The organism is Stenotrophomonas sp. 220_Sma, assembly GCF_056487375.1.
Genome location: NZ_CM151348.1, coordinates 4,657,965 through 4,679,410, shown reverse-complemented (window position 1 = coordinate 4,679,410; position 21,446 = coordinate 4,657,965). Strand labels below are relative to the sequence as shown.

The 21,446-nt window shown below is 57.5% G+C and carries 13 protein-coding genes and 3 pseudogenes; 11 read left to right on the top strand and 5 right to left on the bottom strand.

Going from position 1 to position 21,446, the window contains the following annotated elements:
* Positions 1-1,046: 1,046 nt before the first annotated feature.
* On the bottom strand, positions 1,047-1,874 hold the full coding sequence (locus ACZLIB_RS21755) for a hypothetical protein (protein ID WP_478468716.1): 828 nt from the start codon (positions 1,872-1,874) through the stop codon (positions 1,047-1,049).
* 660 nt (positions 1,875-2,534) lie between these two features.
* Here ACZLIB_RS21755 and ACZLIB_RS21750 point away from each other — a divergent pair.
* The 4 genes and pseudogenes from ACZLIB_RS21750 to ACZLIB_RS21735 all read left to right on the top strand — a co-directional run.
* Positions 2,535-3,665: a HEPN-associated N-terminal domain-containing protein gene (locus ACZLIB_RS21750; protein WP_478468715.1), complete on the top strand. Its 1,131-nt coding sequence runs from the start codon at positions 2,535-2,537 to the stop codon at positions 3,663-3,665.
* Positions 3,666-4,534: 869 nt separating this feature from the next.
* Positions 4,535-5,239, top strand: a complete 705-nt coding sequence (locus ACZLIB_RS21745) for a hypothetical protein (protein ID WP_478468713.1) — start codon at positions 4,535-4,537, stop codon at positions 5,237-5,239.
* Positions 5,240-6,093: 854 nt separating this feature from the next.
* Positions 6,094-6,552, top strand: coding sequence for a GIY-YIG nuclease family protein (locus tag ACZLIB_RS21740; RefSeq protein WP_197650180.1), 459 nt, complete (start codon positions 6,094-6,096; stop codon positions 6,550-6,552).
* A 934-nt stretch (positions 6,553-7,486) separates the two neighbouring features.
* A pseudogene (locus ACZLIB_RS21735) lies at positions 7,487-7,821 on the top strand (ATP-binding protein); the annotation flags it as partial.
* Positions 7,822-7,850: 29 nt separating this feature from the next.
* Here the strand turns inward: ACZLIB_RS21735 and ACZLIB_RS21730 are convergent.
* On the bottom strand, positions 7,851-8,735 hold the full coding sequence (locus ACZLIB_RS21730; RefSeq protein WP_478468712.1) for a ComEC/Rec2 family competence protein: 885 nt from the start codon (positions 8,733-8,735) through the stop codon (positions 7,851-7,853).
* A gap of 64 nt (positions 8,736-8,799) precedes the next feature.
* Positions 8,800-9,774 carry a hypothetical protein gene (locus ACZLIB_RS21725; RefSeq protein ID WP_197650182.1) on the bottom strand — a complete coding sequence of 325 codons (975 nt, stop codon included), beginning with the start codon at positions 9,772-9,774 and terminating at the stop codon, positions 8,800-8,802.
* Positions 9,775-10,311: 537 nt separating this feature from the next.
* On the opposite strand from ACZLIB_RS21725, the gene ACZLIB_RS21720 reads away from it, so the two are divergent.
* Together ACZLIB_RS21720 and ACZLIB_RS21715 are read left to right on the top strand one after the other, a co-directional pair.
* The gene (locus ACZLIB_RS21720; protein WP_478468710.1) at positions 10,312-12,399 is read left to right on the top strand and encodes a hypothetical protein; all 2,088 of its coding nucleotides are present in this window, start codon (positions 10,312-10,314) and stop codon (positions 12,397-12,399) included.
* Between the two features lie 741 nt (positions 12,400-13,140).
* A complete protein-coding gene (locus ACZLIB_RS21715; protein WP_197650184.1) occupies positions 13,141-14,154 on the top strand; it encodes a hypothetical protein in 1,014 nt (337 codons plus the stop codon).
* 173 nt (positions 14,155-14,327) lie between these two features.
* On the opposite strand, the gene ACZLIB_RS21710 is transcribed toward ACZLIB_RS21715, so the two are convergent.
* Positions 14,328-14,687: a Fic family protein gene (locus tag ACZLIB_RS21710; RefSeq protein ID WP_478469957.1), complete on the bottom strand. Its 360-nt coding sequence runs from the start codon at positions 14,685-14,687 to the stop codon at positions 14,328-14,330.
* A 1,374-nt stretch (positions 14,688-16,061) separates the two neighbouring features.
* On the opposite strand from ACZLIB_RS21710, the pseudogene ACZLIB_RS21705 reads away from it, so the two are divergent.
* Together ACZLIB_RS21705 and ACZLIB_RS21700 are read left to right on the top strand one after the other, a co-directional pair.
* Positions 16,062-16,388, top strand: a pseudogene (locus tag ACZLIB_RS21705) (cysteine peptidase family C39 domain-containing protein); the annotation flags it as partial.
* A gap of 135 nt (positions 16,389-16,523) precedes the next feature.
* Positions 16,524-18,221, top strand: a complete 1,698-nt coding sequence (locus ACZLIB_RS21700) for a peptidase domain-containing ABC transporter (RefSeq protein ID WP_478469955.1) — start codon at positions 16,524-16,526, stop codon at positions 18,219-18,221.
* Here ACZLIB_RS21700 and ACZLIB_RS21695 read toward each other — a convergent pair.
* Complete coding sequence (locus tag ACZLIB_RS21695) at positions 18,148-19,428, bottom strand: HlyD family secretion protein (protein WP_478468708.1); 1,281 nt, start codon at positions 19,426-19,428, stop codon at positions 18,148-18,150. The genes ACZLIB_RS21700 and ACZLIB_RS21695 overlap by 74 nt on opposite strands.
* Positions 19,429-19,905: 477 nt before the next feature.
* On the opposite strand from ACZLIB_RS21695, the pseudogene ACZLIB_RS21690 reads away from it, so the two are divergent.
* From ACZLIB_RS21690 to ACZLIB_RS21680, 3 genes and pseudogenes are all read left to right on the top strand, one after another.
* Positions 19,906-20,340: pseudogene (locus ACZLIB_RS21690) on the top strand (ComF family protein); the annotation flags it as partial.
* 58 nt (positions 20,341-20,398) lie between these two features.
* Complete coding sequence (locus tag ACZLIB_RS21685) at positions 20,399-20,950, top strand: HdeD family acid-resistance protein (RefSeq protein WP_049461697.1); 552 nt, start codon at positions 20,399-20,401, stop codon at positions 20,948-20,950.
* Complete coding sequence (locus ACZLIB_RS21680; RefSeq protein WP_478468707.1) at positions 20,947-21,417, top strand: SecDF P1 head subdomain-containing protein; 471 nt, start codon at positions 20,947-20,949, stop codon at positions 21,415-21,417. Before ACZLIB_RS21685 ends, ACZLIB_RS21680 begins: the two co-directional genes overlap by 4 nt.
* Positions 21,418-21,446 lie beyond the last annotated feature (29 nt).

Genomic DNA, 21,446 nt, shown 5'->3' with positions numbered 1-21,446 from the left:
CGGTTGCCGTACTTGTGGTCATGCTGACCTGCCAAAGTGACGGAAGAGCCAATGGGCCAGATCGACAGATCTCACCACGCGGGCTCTTCTCCCTGGGATCTGAATGCACTCCATGCCTAGCCTGTCGCTGGCGGCCGCTCGGCGCGCAGCTCCCCGCGACGGATAGCCCAGTGCCTGCCAAGCGTCAGCCACTGGCACGAAGAGGCCGTGATCCATCGTGATTTGCTCTGCCAGATCGTCTTCGCTGGTTGCGCGAAGGGCCAGCAACTGGATTGAACTGTGCATCGGGAGAACCTAAACGATTTCCCGCGGATAGCAAAGATCAGTGGCGCAGGTTCCGCATGCTTTGCTGATGAGCGTCCATCTGAGGCTTGCGACAGAAATTTTGACTTCCCGACGAATCAGGAAGTTGCGAGGGCTTAAGGTGTATTACGAAAGCACGTTTGCGGATCGCAACTTCGATGTCGTGATGCGCGATTTCTCACGGATGAGGTCGAATGTGCGCAAACTTAACGCTGCTACCTTCGCGACCGCACGCCTCAGAGATGTTTCCCCGGGGAAACATTGGGATGCTCCGCGCGCGGCGTGGGCCAACTTTGTTTCCCTGTGGAAACAGCATTCAAGTTGCCCACTGCGCCCTTGGTAGCACGCTTGTCGGGCCTCCGATTCCGATAACCCCCTTTCGAACTAACCAAAGTCTGCGTGCGCCAGCGCTAGGCTGCGTCCAAATGCCAGTTATGCTCCAAGCGCCAGGAGTCGTCCGAAGACGATCGTGCTGTGCGGCACTATCGTGATCCGCTGCGGCGTGGATCACGGGTCTGTGCCTGATGAAATGAGACTGGGCACACCAGGATGTTCGACGAAGCAGCTTTGGAAGTGTCGTGCTCGATCAGAGGTCAGGAGTGTCGATCATAGATGAGTGCGCTCACGCCCACGCTGGGATAGACGTGATAGAGCGGATGCGATCGATAATCGCGCGTTGGTCTACTGGTGGTGCTTGTGCGGTCGCTCCCTCGGGCGACGTAACCTTTCCTCGCCTTCTGCTACTAGCCCAGCCGCAGTGTCAGCGCGCCCGAATGAGAAATCTCAATATCATTCAAGTTTTTACCTGACAACCTTGTATCGCTAAGGATAGGGCCGGGCTTGATCTCGTTACCAAAAACTCTCTCGAATATTCCCGCCTTGACGATGCGACTCTTGGATTGGTTGCCATGCTGGACGAAAATGTAGGAAAGCGCGAAGTTTCCAAATACGTCAGCCAATTGGATGGCGCGCGATTTGGCGTCGCTCAACGCGCGAATGCCGCCAGTGCCGAGTCTGGGTGAGCCTTGAAACCGTTGTTTTCTATGCGCCTCGTATGCCCAGCACAGAAGATTGGCTACCGGCACGGATCGTCCATTGATCAAGACTGTTTTCAGCGAAAGCTTCTTGGCAATATCATCTGAATCTATCTCAATGTCGATAGCTTCCAGATTTGATGACGCTGTAAGTCGCTGGAAAGTGATAAGGCCGGGGAAGAGGTGCTGGGCTATCGCTAGCGCATCGCTATCATTCACGTCCGCGCCTCCCAGTCCCCCGGAAACTAGCCGGTTTGAGAAATCAATGAACGTACTCTTCCAGGAGAGATTAAGAAGCGTAAATGTTAGAGATGAGTTTTGATGTTTAATCAGCTCATCCCGTGCTGCAGAAAGAAAAGTCTCATACTGCGACTCTTGTGCCTTCTTGAATTTCTTTCCGTGAAAATTTTTGACGTCACAACTTGAAACGGCGCGATCGATTGCCGAGATGGCGATGTCGGGAAGGATGGCGTAAGTCCAGCCTTCTGATATTTGAGTTTCAGAACCTACTTCATCGACACCCGCAATCCAGTTCATATTCCGTCACGCTTGATTTACATGCTCTTATTGTATATGAAAATTCGCTATCGACTGCCTGGTGATTCCCGCATGCCCTGATTTCAGAAGCAGAGATCAGGGGAGTCCAAGTCGCACTGCAGTGGCCTTGATCGCCATCTGTTGGGCTAGGGCAGCTGGTGCCAAGTGCTCCGCATCTTCCTTGGTCGTTCGACGTCGTATTCCCGCCATCAGGTTTCGATCTCGGTGCCGGCGTGCAGTACTGTCCGGAATGACTGCTCGTTGAGGCATTCGTCGCAGAGGCGGTCGTTGAAGCTCTTGTTGTTGGTGTCTGATTCGGTTTTCATAGTTGGATCAAGCTCAACCTCTGTCACGATTCACATTGAACGCGACTGGATCATAAGTTGCGCGACTGGCAGTTAGATTGCGCATACCAAACCCCTAGCCCCCCTCTATAGTTTTAAGCACTTAGGCGCCCTGGGCTTGCCCTCTAGAACTGTATTGCCTCCGATATGAGTAGCGGCTACCCAGTACCTGGGACCGGCGTAGGATCTGGCGCCCCTTTTGGAAGCCGCCCCAAGGACCGGCCGCCTCGATCAAAGACATCGCTCTCTGTAGCTATACTCGCGCCAGCATGGGTCGATCGGGGGCGTAACAATGGGACGGGCAAAGCACGAATGGATGGAGGATCAGGACAGAGGCTGGAGCTCCATCGAGGGGAGCACCTGCGAGGATTGCCTGAATCAGGCAGATATCTGGCGACTGTCGAAGGCCAACATTTGCCAAGGCGAGTGCGACTACTGTGACAAGAGCAGCATCCCTGTTCTTGCTGTCGAACACGTTCAAGAACACCTCTACGAAGTGGTGGGAAAGTACTACGCCGAGCCTGCAAATGCGGGTACTCCCTGGATGGACGGAGGGTGGATCGTTCCCACCTTGGACACGGACGATGTTCTGGACGTGCTCGGCTTCTATCCGGCCGACGCGCTGCGTGAGGATATTGTCGAGGCTGATGTCACTGGATACTGGGTTGAAGCTGCGCGCGGGCATTGGGCGGATGTCCAGGACGAGGAACTCATGCTCCACTCCTGGAAGAGCTTCTCCTATGCGGTGAAGCATCAGACTCGATTCAACTTCCGAAATGTTCGTACGGATACGGACTCGCAGGAGATACCCGTCGCCGACATGCTGGAAGTCGTCGGTGTGGAAATAAGCTCCTTGATCAGGCCGCTCGATACCGGAACGGAACTGTACAGGGCAAGGTATCTCCCGGCTGACGGATCCATTGAGGTATCAGGGTCGACCCTAGGGCCGCCTCCGAAAGAGCGGGCCACGGCCGGCCGTATGAACCCTGCAGGGATCCCATACTTCTATGCCGCGTTCGATGCGAAAACCGCCCTTGCGGAGATCGGCGCGGCCCCCGAAGGCACGGTGCCCGCGACCGCGGTCTTCCGTACCGATCGACTGCTTAACGTTGTGGACCTGGTGGAGCTTCCCCGAGCGCCCTCCGTCTTTGCAACTGACCTAAGGTCTGAGCGCATCAGGGCGCTGTTCTTGACCGGCTTCGTGACGGCAATCACACAGCCTGTCGACAAGGATGGCAGAGAACATATTGACTATGTCCCCTCGCAGATCGTTTGTGAGTACGTAGCTCAGTCTTTTTCTCGAGACGATGGCGTTTCCATCGACGGACTAATCTTCCCAAGTGCGGCCCACCCAGGCGGAGTGAATCTGGTAATTTTCCCGTCAGGGAGCCCCTTCCAGCACAATCGATTCAAGGCTATCTCTTTCAGTAGTGCCGTCTCGATGTGAAGGCGCTGTTCCAACCCACCGCTTGGGTGGGATCCACTAGCCCTGCTTGGCAATGGCCTTCTTCCTGCGGGCTTAGACTTTCTGGCATCGATCTCGATTGATCGGCTTCTATCGCGCCAAGGTTGCCGCGGGCGGCACCATGCTGGAGTACGCCATCCTCGCGACTCAAACCACTGCGCTCAAGTGGCTGAACCTGGACAACACCCGACCGGCCCGGTCATTGCCGTCTAATGGTAGTGTCGATGGTTGACGTTGGAGCCACAGGCATAGCAACGCCGATAGGCACCTCCCATCCGGGCACGGCCGGCACGCTCGGCGCCGAGCGGCCCACCGCAATGAGAGCAGTCATGGCCCGCACCACGCTGCCACCTGTGCAGCCGGTAAGTGGCCATCCCCATCAGCACCAGGCTTGCGGCCACAAGGCCGACAGGCACCAAGCTGGCCATGGACTTCAGGCCAGCCAGCAGAGGGTTCTGAGGCCAAGCTGACAGCATGGCTACACATAGCGCAGCCAGCACCAGCAGCGACGCAGATAGACCGTACGCTCGCACCACCATCCAGTTTCCTCGTTCCATGATCCCAGCCTATCTCGTGGTTGACTGAGCGATCATCAGCATCAGGCGTCGCACAGCGTGAGATTGGACCGGCATCAGGATCGTCAGTCCAGGTTGACCATCCGCCGGCAGAGAGTGCAAGGCGCACGGAGCTTCCTCGATGCCATGCCAACAAAAGATCGACCCCCATCCGAGGCATCAACCTTAGGAAGTGGCCAGCCGGTGGGCTGCGCCTGTGGGGAATAGCCCTACGGTCTCTGAATGCCCGAATCTCTACCATCAGAGACTCACTCTGGAACAGGAAAGTGCGACTGCATGGGTACACCTTATGAAAACCAGATCCTGGGCGCGTTCGTCTTCGCCATGGGTGTTGAATGCGGAAAGGCCGGTGTGTTCATGCCGGCCAATTTATTCCAGCAAACCCCGTTGGACGGGACGTTCGGTGACCTCGTGGTCGGCGCGGACTGGTGCCTGGCCTTGGAGTTCAAACGAGAGGAAGGAACCATCGACTCGGAGAAAGAGAAATGGAGCAAGGAAGCGCTGCGGGCCTTTGAGGGCGACACGCTGCTTAAGGTCGCCTCCCGCAGGGCCCACATGCTGTGTTTCAGCCGGCCAACGTCCGATGGAGTTGATCTGTTCGCTATGGTCTACGCATCCGCGTTGGGCTTGGGTAAGTCCAAGGTTGAGATGGAGTGCCATCGTCTTATCCAAGCTCTCGTGCATCTGGTCGGCGACAAATCTCCAGAAGCCAAAAAGAAGATTGGCCTGCCGCCCCGCGAGCTTGAGGCGTACCTGCGCAAACTTGCCTCGTACCGCAGACAGGGCGGAGGTGGAAGGGATGCGACCTGGCTTGCCGTGGCCAAAAGCGGCGATAGCTTCAAGATCCGGACGAGTTCTTCGCTGGAGCAACTTCTGGAACCTCTTCAACAACGTGCCCGATCTCCTTCTGAGCAGCAAGACCACAGCGTCTGGCGTGGACCGACGCTTGGAAGTCGAGACGATGACGAGCACGAACGGTGATACATAGAAAATGATGTCGCGCCCGTTTCTTCCACAGGATGCACTCAATGAGTGCATGGCTGCCATATGGAACAGTCTTATTAGAGTGCTGGGACACGAACACTCGCGATCGTGCGTAGAGCATAGCGACGCAGAACTCCTCGCCGGACAGCGAGCAGAATCAGATGTGCTCTAGTCGCAAGCCGTTGGAGATGATTGGAACCTTCTCGCGGTTCAGTTCGCACGTCAGCTTCCATAGCTGAATCCGAAGCGATGCGGCTCGAAGCTGCTCGATGCGGGTGTTGATTGCGGCACTCTGCGACTCGATTCGGGCGGCCGTTACATCTCCAAGTGACCGTTCTCCAGCGGTCATTCCCGCGACTGCACCACGCTCCATTTCCTGCGTAGCCGCCTCAAGCTTCTGCAGAACGTCAACTCTTTGGAGCCCAGCGACAGCGTTGGACGGGAAGCCCACCGCCACGTTCCCGCGACGTCGACGTTCGTAGCGGGGAGTGCTGGGGCGCGAATAGGTACAAGGCTGCTTGGAAGCCTGGCACGTCACACCCAGCAGCCTGCAAGCCACGTAAAGCCAGAGCATGGTTAGTATTTGCTGCGGTATTGCCTGCGGCGCTTATTCTGGGGCACGAGCCCTTGGATCTAAGCTATAATCAATAAGTGACAGGTCTAGGGTGAGTTGCCTGTTGTGGTCTTCGGAATGACACCAGTAGTCGGGGTGTCACGATCATCATTTGGACAGATGCCTGGAGAGTGGCCGTAGACGGGCATCAACTGAATGCTGGCCTCCAAATGGAGGCCGCGATTAAGGTATGATTCTAAAAGGCTAACGCGCTGAGCATGTATATATAGGGGGTTGAATGAAGAATAGTTCGGAAAGCTATTCGGGTGGTGCGGGCTATGTCTACATTCTCCAGGATCCGCTCCACATCAACAAAATCAAGATTGGAAGATCGTTGGACCCAACCCGACGCATCGAGGAGCTTCATGGAACGTCGTCTGCGGCGCGCCTTCAGCTGCGCGCGCTTTGGGTAACTTCGAATGCCGCCTTTCTTGAGAGGTCGATTCAAGGCATGTACGAATTCAATCGAATATCGCCCGATAGGGAGTTCTTCTTGATCGCGGACCCGAGTTGGTTCTCTGTTGGCGTCTTGAATGATCCAGATTCGGTTGATGCGTTCTTGTGGCAAATGACATCCGACATCAACGAGGCCATTTCGACCACGGAGACGGAAGCGCGCTTCGTCCCTCTCGAAGAGTATTTTGAGAGGGTTCATGAGAGGAAAGAGATCTATCCACGGGGCCCTAAGGGGTTCTGACAAGCATCGTGAGGCGAGCAGCTTAAAGGACCAAGGAAAGCTTCTTCCAGCTCTGAAACTCGAGCGGATCAAGCGGAGGATCTACAGCAGTCACGACGAGGCGCAGTTGACCAGCTTTGGCCGGCTTACGAAAAGGCAGCCCGTGACGCCGGGATGGCTTCATAGGCAGCAGGAACTGACCTCGTCTTGGCTGGGTGGTCCCTAAAGGGGGGCGGATGATGACCACCGCATATGCCAAAAGCGTCGGCGGGAAGCCCGCGCGAGTGCAACTGCTGGTTGGCTGCCTGGTTTTGCTGGGAGAACCGTTGCAGGGCAGGAGGCACGGCTTTCATCCGGAAGATGTAGTGCAGGCGGGTCGCCTTCAGCCAGAGTGGATGAACAGGTGAAGCGGTCGGCAGATTGCAGGAGGCAGGCTGTTGGCCGTGTCGCTTCGCAAAGCACAAGCGTCCGTGCACGGCTTCGGTGCCGTTTGAATCAGCAACTCGGGTCCTGCTCCAATGCCGGACGTACTGGCTGAGTTCTTCTGCACTCCACGATCAAGTCTCTAGATTTCGCGCAATCAGGTTGTTGTCTGTCACATACGGGCAACTCCGCACGGATGTCCGCTCCTGGCCGAAAGCGGACATTGAGAATGGTCCCGTTCTCCCATCCCCGCAGCCAGCGCTGAGGGGGAATGCATCGTTCAGTAGCCCGGCGTTTACCTGGCGTAGAGCGCATCGAGCGGTCACAAGGCAGAATCAACCTGAGTGGCCAGCCCAGGCGGACACCGACGTTGCATTCCACGGATGGCGGGATAGAACCCCCAGTTGCCACCGTCGGTGTGGCAGTCATAACCACGATGACTCGCCGACGCATGGGACGCCCCGAGGCAGGTGGACACCTACGCTGCAGATGTCGGCTCGGCCATGCCCTGCAGCAGTAGTTTCATAGCCGTATCGACGAGGCGCTGCAGTTTGCCGGTGCGCGTGCGGACCTGGAAGAAATGCTGGGCAACCTGCTGGACAACGCCGGCAAGTGGGCGCGGCAGCGCGTGTCGATCAGCGCGGCAAGTGGCGAAGGGCAGCTGCGCATTGATGTGCGCGACGACGGCCCCGGCCTGGCCGCCAATGCGCTGGCGCAGGTCACCCAGCGCGGCGTGCGCCTGGATGAGCGCGAAGGCAGCAGCGGGCTAGGTCTGTGGGAGACATCGCCGCCAGCTACGGCGGGAAGCTGGTGATGGAGAACGCCGAGCCGCGGTTGCGCGCGACGCTGTGGTTGCCCGTGATGTGACTCGCCTCTCTCCCCATCTGCTTCGCCCATTAGAAGAGCACGTCATGATGAGGATTGCCCAGCACGCGAATGTTTGGAGTAGTGGTGGTAACCACATTAGCGTACGGGAGAGCCGCGTAGAAGGCAAAGTCCGGGTGGCCAAAGCTGTTGTTCGAGGCGCAGGAAAAGACGATGTCAACAGAGTTTGCCGTTGACGTCCACCCACTAAGAAGGCTCTGGGTAGCCTTGCAAATGTGTAGCTTGGAGCCATGATGGAAGGCCACCATTCCTCGCAGCACGTACCCCTTTTTACGTTGACCTTCGTAGTGTTTCACTTTTCCAAAGGCGGCATCGCCTGGAAGAAGTACTACCTGTGGCGCTCCTCCGCCTGGATTTTTCTTAACTACCGAGAAGGCTATGCCCGTACGATTGCAATCCTCGTCTTCGGCACTTGCCGGAGGAGCGCTCGCTATCTTTTCCCAGCAAACCTGATCTCCGGACGTCGTGGTGAAGATCCAGGTCTGTCCTACCATTGCCTCCGGTACGCAGTAGATCTTAGGCAATGTTGTTGAGAACATGACCGCTCGAGGCGAAGTGATCTGTCTAGGCACTAGCCATGTCGCGGCCTTTGCAGAGACTCCCATTGGGGCTGAATACCAATGGTCCTCATCCCAGTGCGAAAGCATAACCAGGGAGTCGTTTTTGACAGGGACATGCTGGTCGATCTGATTGCGAAAGATGTTTCCAACTTTTCCGCCGTAGTCAATCTGCAAGAACGGCTCCAGATTCTCATCAAGAATGCTGATGGCGTCCCCTTGGCCGATGTCATGAACCCGAACTCCACCAATGGCAGACACCCCACAAGTCGGATGTAGACCCGATATCGAGTCCAGATCCACTGCTTGAATCCACTCTCTCTTTCGCGCCTTAGGCATGCGAACTACCTTTTCCGATGGGAACGATTGACGAACTGCTTACATAGCTGGACTATCTGGAGGCCTAGCCCGGGCCAGGTCTTCCACCGATATCGGCATCAGCTACATGAGCCAGCGAAAAGATATCCCGAAGGCGACGCAACCAGTACTGCGGAACGGCCCCGAAGATCCCCAATGGCAAGGGCCCCGTGTCGGACTGCTTCCTAGGATCACTAGTATCAGTCAAGAATAGACGAGCATCCGCCAATGTGGGCACACCGCCGCCCAATCCGAGCACCCACCAAGTCCCGACCGGAAGTCTGACGGCCCATGGCGGTCGCGAGCGGATCAGGAGATCAATAACCGGAAGATCAGCCCCACTCAAGTTCTCTTGAAGCTGCAGGAGCCGCACCCTCCTTGCTTCATCGGAGACGAGCCCGGGCTCCAGGTCATCAATCTGATCTGCCGCATCAAAGAACTGCGTACATGGAATTGCAGCGAACCTGATCTGCGTCAGCTTGCCTCCGTCCTCAGTCCGGGCCAGTACTCGACCGTCGCCTCCGTACACGTCTCGACCTGGCTCGATGGAGTTCTTCTCTTCCAAAAAAGCAAAGTACAAGCTTGGTTCGGCCGCCGGCTGTCCGTACTCAGTGTGTACGGCGCCCTTCCAATCTAGCCACCTCAACAGCCTCCACTGCCTGTCCTTACCGGGAACTGGCCACTCCTGCCAACCGGTCAATGCTTCGATCCTGGCTAGGCTGAAGTTCGCTCCCTTACTCCTCTTGTCCAGCAGGCTTAAAGCCACACGATGAAATCGGAAGGCAGTCATTGGGCCCTGCCGAAGCAAATGCTTCACCTGCTTGTTGTAGAAGCGAACAGAATCGCCTCCTTTGGGTAGCGCGGCTGACCAGCTGTCATCGTCCACGCTATCCAGCGCGACTTTCAGCTGCCTAGCCGCCCAGTACCGATCCTCCGGATAGCTTGAAATCAGCATCTCTCGGCGAATGATGTCGCGTATAGCGAGACTAACAAACTCTAAAGCTACCGCGGCATATCTCATGTCCGCTCCCCTGATCGTTCAAATGGGCACCGGAGACTTGGCACCGAAGTAATTCGAGTCAAACGTTGACAGAACTTATCGGGATAATACCTATCTTTGCGCGCACGTCCCAGCAACTGGTGCTGGGTGCCCCGGGCGGCTACGATGATTCGTCTCCACTAGGATCCTACCCATAAACGTAGATCTGACCGAGCTTTCCGCAAAGGAACTTCGTTTCCTGACTTCCAGAGCAGAAGTGCAGCAGACCAAAGTACTGACCCGCCCGAAAGCTCCTGCAATGCGCGCCAAGATCAATAAGTACGTTCGTGACATGGATACACGATCGGAGAACTGTACGGTGCGCCAGGCGAAGCGTCTGCGGGTACGCCATTAGGTCCTGTCATGCAGCCAGAGGGTACCCCCCATCCAGCGCCATCATTCGATCAGGGGGCATATCAGATCAGCTTATGTCCGAAGGACGCCATGCGCCCCAAGCGAACATTGCGCGCAGTGTTCGGCCTTCTGTAAATTGGATGGACTGGCGCCAGGGATAGGGGGATGAAGATGGGAGAGTTTACGAAGCGGGTCCGCAGTGATGCTATCGCCGGGCCGTTGAGGCGCGCATTCGCCCCCGACAGATGGAACCGTGCATTCGGTGACCTGCCGGCACCTGATGCCGAGGATCAAGACATTCATGCCGCCGGGCTGGTGTTACATGAAAAGCTAGGGACGATCCGTAGCATCCTTAAGCTCTCTTCGTCAGACGAGATCTCCGCGACGACCAAGCTGCGCGCCTTTCTGGCGCTCGCCAACTACGATTTTTTCGTAACACGCGACAAGACCGGTCTTGCGATTGAGCGGTTCATGACCGAGAGAGCGGCTGTATCGCAGGAGCTTTACGACATGGAGGAAATGGCGGCGGTGAAACTCAGCTTGCCTGGGGGGGCCGCCTGGATGCCCAACGAGGTTGTGGAAGGCATTGTCGATGGCATAGAACTACCTATTAGGGTTGTTATGCAAGCCAAACCCGATCTGGCCGGCAATCCTCGAATGAATCGGATCCAGTGGGACGAAGCTATCCGCGAACTGAACCTGGGCGTCCTTTACCGCTTCGCTGTCGACCTGTGGGATGACTGCCTTTGGAACAGCTACAAGATGATCGACACGGGACCGGTCAAGGTCTTCCTGCCGCGAGAAATCGATGTGCTCCGTGCCTATCGAACAGGTTTGGCGCGCCGAGCTTCTCTCTCGATGGGCTTCAACATTCAGGCGACGCAGTTCCAACGCGAAGCGTTCGCTCAAGGTATGAGGCTGAAATTTCGCGATGTCTGCGGCATCGAGCGTCGCGGCAAACGTCAAGTGATCAAGGTCGCCAAACAAGGCGTCTCGACCGGTATCCTAGAGCAACTCAGCATCCTACGCACCCATGCCGCCGAGCCATACTACGGAGAGCTGCTAGAGGAGCGTCTTGAGGCTCTCCACGGATTAACTCTGTCCACGCTCATGGACGCCTGGACCTTCATTTCGCGCGCCGCGCAAATGCTGGCAAAATCCATCGGCGAGAAGCATACCCAAAATGTTGGGGAAGATCGTGTCCATGCCTGGATGCCCGAGTATGCCCCCACGCTGCAGACTGGGGCTCTGGAGGATGCCTTGGCGATTGCGGCGGGGATCAACAAGGCGGAGGCCCGGAGCATCGTGGATTTCTTCACGTTTCGGGGCATGGCTGGACAGGAGCTCTGGGCGCAGCCACTCGTACCAGTTGGGCCAGACAAGGTGGTGCCTGTCTTTGCAGCGGTCGCATCGCCCAATCTGCGTCGGCTGGTCGATGTATGGATGCGACAAACCGGCGTGGACCTAGCCAGGCGAGGACCTGCGTTCGAAACCCACATCCAAGAGCTTGTCATAGATGCCATTCAGAGCTCGGCGGTGCTGTCACCTGTCGCCGCTTGCATCACTGGCGACTATACGTTCAGGCCCTCGGGCAGCCGCGACGAGCAAATCGATCTGATCTTCTCCATCGGCAACACGGTGTTCGTTGCCGAAGCCAAGTGCATCCTTGAGCCCACCGATGCTAAGGGCCTCGCTATGCACCGCAAGACCGTGCTAGGCGCTGCCGAGCAGGCATTACGCAAGGCTAAAGCGGTTGAAGACAATCGCATACAGTTCATTGAGGATGCGAGTCGGTTCGGAATGAACCTAAGCGAAGAATTCAAGGTTGAGCCCTTGGTCATAGTGAGCACCAGCACCCATGTGGGCATTGCCGCACTGACAGTGCCTGTCATCGACGAGCACATTCTTGGCCGTTTCTTGGACGGCGAACTAGAGGACATAGCCTATCAGCCGGGCGATCCGGCTTCCTCAAAGCGCTTTAAGACCCGGTTCTACTCAAATGCCGCTGAGGCTGAAGAGCGAGCTCCAGGCTACTTTGCATCTCCACCGCAGATGAAGCGATTCATTGATGGTTTGCGCGCACGTGTCGTACCCCTCTATGCCGCGGACGAAAGAGATTGGGCAGGCCAGGTCGTGACAATGGAATGCGTTGCGGGAGGCGTTCCACTCTCACTTCAAGAGCAGGCGAGGTCGGCAATCAAAGGCGATCCAACCACATCCATCACCCACGAGCGCTATGTCGACGTGCCATAGTCAACGCTACCCACTGTCGCAGAATACTTGAAGCTTCGTTGCCGCAACGTATTGCCGGCTCGTACCGATTAGAAGGAGCCGACGCGCGCCCATATGAACACTGCTTGCGCCATGATAACTACCGCTTGGCGTCGCCCATCCCCGGACGGGGACCAGACCGGCGACTGGTTTCAAGACGAGCCGCTACCCGAAGATGCCTGCGTCTTCTGGCGATCGACCTCGAGCGTCCTGGAAAATGGCTCACGGCCGCTAAGCGACTCGCGGCGGCATTGTACGGAATGACTTTGCCTCGTGCGCACCGGTGTACTGTTCCAGGCGCAACGCAGCTTCGGTCAACGCCAAGCGCGCGAGATAGCCCGCAGCGTTGCGATCACTTTCGAATGCCTCCATGCGATCGTGGCGACTCTCGTTGAGGCTCATGGGATGGATAGCTCACAGGTGCGCGATTCGAGAGTTCCACCGTGCCCACTTCTTGCCTATCCGCGCTAGGGTCAACGGCGTCGTTCGGCGGCGATGACCGCTTCTGGCCGGAAGAGGACGCTGACCAAAACGGTGTAGCGGAAAGCCGCTTAGTGGTTGTCCGACCCTCGGTATCAGTCATCCTTTTGACGTGCGACGTTGCGGGACGTCTGGCGGGACCTCGGCCACCCACAGCCTAACTGGTGTTTCCAGCAACAACGGTATCTCTCGGAACTCAGATCATTGGAGGTGGTGTCAAGTTGTTGCGTCCAGCAAGCGATCTTGTTGACTTCCATTCAAGCTGCTTTCAACATCGTCCGCCGCGCTTCGCATCGCGCGGGACAAACGAACGACTTGAAAGGAAGAAACATGGCAACAGGAATGCGTGCCGCACGCGAACTCACCGCCGAAGAACTACTGCTGGTTTCGGGTGGCAGTCAGACGGACTTCCAAGCGGCCTCCAGCGGCGTTTGGGACGGGGAGATCGATCAAGGAATGGTCGAACACTACTTCGACGAGACTCGCTGGGATGGTGTGGAGAACGTCCAGTTTGACATCAGCGCCGCGGGAATGTTCGCACTCGCTGCAAAAGGCAGCTTCACTTCCGGCGTAACAAGTGAGCTGGATGAAGTTCTTAGCAACATCCCCGATGTGCAGCAGTCGCTGAAGAACTACCTGGACAGCGGGCTGTCCATCCAGTTCCGCGAGATGGGCGCGGCCAACGGATATGTTGAGCTGGGCAGCATCTATTTGAATCCGAACATCAAGGGTGATGCCCTGCAGATGGCGAGGACTATCGCCCATGAGTTGGCCCACGTGGAGAATCGGGTAACTTGGGACCACAAGCCAACTAGAGAGGAATACGTCGCCACCTACCTCAAGGAAGAGGGACGTGGAGTTCTCGCAGCGATGAAAGCCAACGACGTCCTAGCAGCAAAGTACCCGGAAGCGGCCGCCTACACTTGGGACTCTCGATTCATTGAGATCAAGAACAAGATTGGATCTGAGTACACAGTCGACCAAGCAATCAAGGCTATGGGCGATATCTACGGCAGCATGAAGCATCCCACCGATCCAAATAAGACCCAAGCTGACTACTTGGCCGAACCGTGGGATGAAACATTCGGGGCAAAGGGCGGTTCAGGAGCCGGAGGTTGGGGAGGCACTGGCGGAGCTGGGGGCGTTCCCTGGACAGGTGGGAGTTGGACCTGGGGAAGCGGTGGCTGGACAATTGGCATAGGCGGCAACGGCAGCGGCGGCACTACCGGTGGTCGCGAAACATGGGAAGAGGAGTGATCTCATCAACGCATTGACACACGGGACTGCCAAGCTTAGGAAAGGCTGACGATCACAGTAGAGGCAACACCGCTCTCCCTGAAAGCCAGCCAGAAGGTCGGGGGGAGGACTCCGCCCGACTTTCCTATCGACTCTCGAACCGAAGCAGATCAGGCTCTCTGCCTTCCAATCTCCTACAGCGCCCGGGCGGACCGAATCCGCAGTTCCAATGCACTCAAGTGCGCGCTTAGAAGGTCATGTAAGAACCTAATGATGTCTGACCAATCATCCGAGTTGGCAGCTCGACGCAGACAGATCTCCAAGCTCGAACCGAGAGAGCCGCTGGCTTCATAGATTGGAAGATAGAAATCTTTACCCTGCCAAAGCAGCGCGTTGAAAAGCACTCTAGCGGTTCGACCATTCCCATCCTGAAGTGGGTGGCAGTTGAGCAGGCCGACATAGAACCAAGTCGCGCGCACGAAGGGCGACCAGCCTCTGTCACGGGCACCTGCAGCCAGCCAGTCAAGCCTCTTGGCAAGTAGTGGGTGCGGCATGTAGCCCCAGCGATTTCCCGCCTCATCGGCCGACGTAACGTTGGGGCCACAGCGCAGCTCTCCATCCACGCCAAGGCGGCTCGCGATGAGCTTGATAGCCGACTGCAGAGCAGCTGGAGCCGAAGTATCCAAAAGTGCCCTGCACTGATCAACCACCTCGCAGAGCACTTCATGCTCGACACGCGAAGTGTGACAGCGCCTGAGACCTTTACGGTGCGTCACATGTTCTGAGAGTGGATGAACGAGCTTAGATTGGTGTGCAGCCCAAAAGTGCAGAATCCCGTGGCAGATATCATCCGTGCTGTCGACTGACCTCTGTTGCAGAAGTGCCGTTCGCTTCACCTCAATCTCGACAATCTCTCGAGCATGGCCAGCGACTCCCGCAACGAACGCGGCGTACGAAACTGGTGAGACCAAGTGGATCGCCATAGATTTCCTTGACTTTCATTCGGCGCATGACGAACATTCCTGCCCGACCTTACAGGCCGGCTCAGTTCTAGATCAAGCGAAGGAGATCGGATGTCGAATGGAACTCGCACGCCCACCTTTGGAGGGTATACCTTTGCCGCCGCGTGCGCTCTCGCATGCTCGCTGGGCATCGTGCTGACTGCGCACGCACATCAATCCGCTCAACCGGAGCACTCTACGTTCGCTGTCGAGGATCTGATTCAGTTCCAGCAACGACCTGATGACGCCAGCATCTTGCGCACGTTCGAGGTGACCGCGAACAGGATCGGCCCCACCGGTAACGTGCGGTTCTCTGAACTTGAACCGCGGTCCGACTCCGCCATGGGTCCTGCTGTGCTTATCCGCGATCGATTCTCAGGAAGCGTAAGACAGTTGACAGTGACGCAGAAGGCGACCATAGATGATGCACACTGCTTGAAGCTGGCTGAGGTCAGTCATGCACTCGGTCTGTTTGTGCAACCGCCCGAACCGACTCCGGTATGGAAGACCGATGGACAGCGGAAGCACGCTTTTCACGAGAATTCTCAAGTGAGCATCGATGCTATCGGCAGATCTCCTGGAAGCGATTGTCTGGGAAGCGTTGTCTTCAAGTACAAGAACTAGCCGACAGCTGTTGAGGCGAGTCGAGGCGCGCGCCGATCACCGTGCATGATGAGTTCCTCTTGAGGAATTCTAGTCATCGGAACTGACCAGGTGGACTTCTCCCAGATAAGCCTCCAGCTGATCAGCGTGCGCATGGGAACGTGCAGTGCACGCGCCAAAGACGTGATCAGGCGTCAGTACGGAACCTCTGCGTCTAACAGTATGGATCGCTTTCGCTCAGCGACCCGATAACAGGCGTGTGGCGATGAGCTACGCCGACGCACCTCGTATGGCGCGCCCAGAAGATGGAACGAGCAAGCAGTAATGTCACGGCAACACTTCCAGTATCAAAGTGAGCATTCTGAGTGCGGATTGGCCTGTGTGGCCACATCCGCCTCTCTGATGGGCAGAGAGACAACTCTATCCTCTCTTCGAATTAGGCATCCTTCGTCCTCTCAAGGGACGAATGCGGCGGCGCTGATCTCAGCGTTCACCAGCCTCGGCATCCATGCTCGCGCGATCCGTTGCGAAGTGGAAGGCCTCCAGCACATTTCGATGCCCGCGGTACTGCATTGGAAGCTTTCGCACTTTGTCGTGCTCATTAAGTGCTCACGCGGGCGACTCCATATCTTTGATCCCGCGTCTGGCCACATGAGACTAAGTGGAACGCAGATTTCGGAATACTTTACCGGAGTTGCGCTCGAGCTGACTCGGCTTCCAGGCTTCGTCGCTAGCAGAAGTGATCTTCAGTTTAGCATTCGGCGGTTTGCAACGATCACGGCCGAAGTGAAGCAGTCGCTGGGGCTTGGGGCCGTCTACTCCGTGTTCCTTCAGCTCTTCCTCGTCAGCTCGCCGTTCTTCATCCAGATATCGGTAGACGAGGCAGCAACCCATACAGACACAGACCTACTGGTTCTCCTAGGGCTTGGCTTTGCACTGCTTGCGATCTTCAACTTCATAGCTGAGGTACTTCGTTCACGAGCAATGTCGAGGGCTGCAAGCGCTTTGTCGTGGAATGCAACGCGCCAACTGTTCCGGCATATGATCCTCCTTCCACTGGCATGGTTCGAACGGAGACGCCTTGCCGACGTGTCGTCGCGATTCGACACTATGGATTCTCTAAAGCAGGCGTTAACGGGCGGCCTTGTGTCCGCTGTGATGGACGGAATTCTGTCGCTCCTACTTGTGGCGACAATGTTCTTCGTCTCACCGGCACTTGCGCTTGTTGGCAGTTCGGCCGCGGCACTCTACTTGGGCCTTTCTTGGGCTTCATCGCCGGTGCGAAACAAGCTGGGCGGGGAGGCCTTCCAGGCATCACTGCGTGAGAAGACTGCCAGGATCGAGACCATTCGTTCAATCGCATCCATCAAATCCGCCGGCGCCGAGCTGAATCGTGAGGCGGAATGGTCGGCCCGACTTGCAGACGCAACCAACGCGGGGAATCGACTAAATCTATTGCTAGCATCCTTGTCTGCTAGCCGCACCTTGCTGGACAATCTCGCGACGGCCGGCGCCGTCTACCTGGGCGTTCATTTACTGCTGGATCAAGCACTGACGGTTGGCGCCCTATTTGCCTTCTTTGCACTCAAGCGCCAACTGTCCGCAAGAATCCATACGTTCGTCCAGCAGATCACCGCCTTCCGCCAGACTGTCCTTCACTCAGATCGATTGGCCGATATTGTTCTAAGTGAGAGCGAGTTGATGGGTCCTGAGGCAATGGATCACCCTCCGCTTGAGGGGCGCGTATACGCCCAGAATGTGTACTATCGCTACGGTCAATCGGACCAGTTTTCGGTGAAGGCACTCAATATCGCCGTTCATGCAGGAGACTTCGTACTCCTCAATGGTCCGTCCGGTTGTGGCAAGAGCACCATCATGAAGCTGCTCGCTGGTTTGTATACCCCTCAGCAAGGTGAGATCCGGTATGACGGCACGGCATTGTCTACGCCATTTTCGCGCTCCATAAGGTCGCAGATTGGCGTGGTAATGCAAGGAGACGAGCTGCTTGGAGGGAGCATCGGCGAGAACGTAGCGTTCTTTTCTGAGGATGCTGAGCCGGAGAGTATCTGGCGATGCCTGGCACTGGCTGGGCTTGCCACAGAGGTCAGAGCTATGCCGCTCCAGTTGCAGACGCGCATTGGTGAGATTGGAAGCACATTGTCTGCAGGCCAGCGTCAGCGGCTCCTGATTGCTCGCGCCCTGTACCGCCGCCCCCGCGTTCTTCTTCTTGATGAGGCGACAGCGAACGTTGATCTAGATAAGGAAAGGGAAATTTTCCTCTCGCTGCGATCGATCGGCATCACGATCATTGCCGTTACTCATCGGCCACAGATCGCGAGCCTGGCGACGCTGCTTGCCACATGTGCTGGCGGCTCGATAACAAGCGTGAAGCGTGTGACGCCTGAGCAGATCATTCCAGGCCGGAAAGTGCCGTCCTTGCAGGATCAAATAGCATCTCGAGAAGTGTTCTCCGCTCCATCATAAGATCCACATCAAACTTCATTCCGTCTTCGAGCATGGATGGATCAATCTTTTGATTGCGGGACATCTCGTGATTGGTGGACGACAGGGAGATGGTGATTGCATACATCGCCTCGGATGCATTCAGATCTCTGGGCAAATCAGCAACGGGCGTGGGCGCCTTGGCGACTTCCCGTACTGTTCCCGAGATCGTGCCAAACTTGCGATACGGGAATGCCGAGACCTTCAAACGCGCTTCACCTCCAAGCTTCAGAAATCCGATGGCTGATGATTTCACCCATGCACGCCCAATCGCAGGCTCGTCCGTCGCAGCGATGATCATGAGTGATGCACCTGGTTGGACTGACTCGCCCAAAGATGCAATCCGACTTGATACGCGCCCATCCATTGGAGCCGTCAGTGTCTCGGCGCTACTGGCTCGCAATGAGATCTCCTTCTCATCGAACGCGGCCGTCTCAGCCGTAATCATCGACTCGGATGAAGAGACTTGGTGCTCCAGCTGGCGCCTCGAGCTTTCCGACGTTCCTATCTTGGATAGCAGCTGGCCACGCTCTCGTTTGAGGCCTACCAGTTGCTGCTGCTGATCCAAAAGCTCACCACGAGCGGCGCGGAACTGCAGTTCCGAGACGATCTTCTCCTTGGTTAGCTGCTCCATGGCGTCAACCGTCCGCTGCTTATCCGCGATCTGCATCTCTTTCAGAGCGACAAGCTCATTGAGGAATTCAACTTGCTCGCGGTTCTCTGCCGACTCAAGCTCTACCTCAAAGATCTTCTGCCTAATGACTTCTGCCGTGTCTCCCAGTGAGTCCACGCGCGATTGCATCTGCCTACGAGCAGCTTCGAGGCTACGATTCCCGATACTTATGCCGTCAACTGTCCGGTCATAGGAAAGGCTCAGCAGACTCTGCCCCTTCCGAACTGCCTCATTCGGCTTGACGTGTATTGCCGAAACCACGCCCTGTCGGGTCGCAGTTACGCGCTTTGTTCCCATCTCGGTAGATATCTCCCCCTGGGCGCGTTCTTTCCTTGGAAAGCGTGCTGTAGCTGCGACAGCAACGACTGCCGAGGCCAGCAGGAGAAAGAACAAGGCGGTAGAGCGCCAGCCAAAGCCCAGGCGGTCGAGCGGAGCGTTCTGGCGGCGCAGATCATCCAGCCGGACAGCCTCGCGAAAGAGCGCGGAAGATTGCTTTGCGGAGCGGCCAACGTCCATGTGGGAATTTTCGTTCGGAAGCCGAAAATTATGGCATCTGGCTGCGCCATCAGTCATCAGGCGTCTGCCCCGAACAGCCTCTGATAGCCCCGTGCGCACATCTGATCAACGTCGATGGAGAGACGATTGAACTGCATAGGTTCGAAAGGAGCCGCGACCTGTTCTATGTGTGCTGTTCCGACGCGTAGCACATGATGGCCGAGAGCCGATCTTGACTGAGATCTGCGGCCACTGAGATTACAAACACCACAGGCCTATTTGGCACGATCCCCACGCTGTGAACTTGGGAGTGGACGTCCAGACACATTGCAGTTCATGCACGTGCTGCAACCCCGCGCTTGAGCATGAATTCTTGTCGCCTGCGTTGCGCAGTGTACGTGAGATTCATGGATCAATGACGTACACGAATTCAGCGACACAAATTTCGAATATGTGATGAATGTTTGTCATGGGCGACAACAATTTGGGACGTGCGTACTGCCGCCTGTGGATCAGCTGCTCGTGCGCTACAAGTTCCATCAGGATCTCGCCGCCGGTCGCCTGCTGGCGCAGTTGATGCAGCGCGCACCGCCGCCGTGGTCATGCCTACCGCTGGTGCCGGTACCGCTGCACCGGCGCCGCCTGCGCCAGCGCGGCTACAACCAGGCGGCAGAACTGTGCCGCCTGCTGCCGATGCCGGTCTGGCAGGGGCTGTACCGGCGGCGGCATACCGCGCCGCAGTCTGAGCGTACGGCCGAACAGCGCAGGGAAAACCTGTTCGATGCGTTCGATGTACGTGGTCCGGTGCCGCCGCGACTGACAGTGGTGGACGATGTGATGACCACCGGCAGCACGGTGATGGAGGTTGCGGAGACGCTGCGGTGGGTGGGAGCGGACGAGGTGCGGGTATGGGTCTGCGCGCGGGCGCCGTGATCGCCCTCTTCATCACCAGGGGCTAGGATGAGCCCGGTTCCGGATCGAAGGAGTGGCCATGAATTCCCCCTTGTCTCCCTTGTTGTCGGCGGTTGGGCGCAGCTGGTGGATCCTCCTGCTGTATGGGCTGGTTGCGCTGGGCTTTGGCATCGTCGCCATCGGCTGGCCACTGTCTGCAGCCATGGCATTGGCATGGACGCTGGGTGTGATGGCCATCGTTGAAGGTGTCATCAGCCTGTTCGCACTGGTCAGCGGCGGCAGCGGTGCCTCGCGTGGCTGGCTGGCGCTGTATGCCATCGCCTCGCTGGGTTTCGGCATCCTGGCGGTGATCAATCCGCTGGCCACCGCCAGCGTGCTGGTGCTGTTCCTGGCAGCGTGGCTGCTGGTGGCCGGCATCTATCGCATCGTGTTCGCGATCCGCGTGCGCAAGCAGATCCAGGGCGAGTGGCTGCTGATCCTCAGTGGCGTGCTGGCGGTGGTGCTGGGCGTGCTGTTCGCGGCCAACCCGTATGCGGGCGTGGCGGTGACCACGCTGTGGATCGGCATCGGCAGCCTGCTGTACGGGTTGCTGCAGGTGCTGGTGGCGTTCAAGCTGCGGAAGCTGAAGTGAGGGCTGCGCGTCCCCTGTTGCTGGGCATGGCGTTGACCCTGACCGGATGCATGCCGGGCGCTACACCCGGTGCGTTGGCAGGTAAGGAGCATGCGCCACGCCCCGGCGTGGACGTGCGCCTGAGTGCGGTCGATGCAGCCGGCAAGGGCACATCGGTGCAGTGGCAGGGCGAGACCCTCGCCCTGCGCGAGCCGCCGATTGCCGGCAGCGCGGATATTGCCGATGTGCGCTATGTGCTGGATGAAGGCAAGCAGCCGGGCCTGCAGATCCGCTATCGGCCGGAGGCGCATCAGCGCATCCACGATGGCACCGCGGCACTGGTGGGCCAGCGTGCGGCGCTCAGCGTGGATGGCCGCGTGCTGATGGTGGCGACGGTGCAGGGGCCGTTCGGCGAATCGATGATGCTGAGCGGCTTGTCCAGCGTTGCCGAAGCGCGGGAGCTGGCCAAGCACATCACTGGCGAATGACGGGCGCGCCATGAACCCGCGCTGCGCGC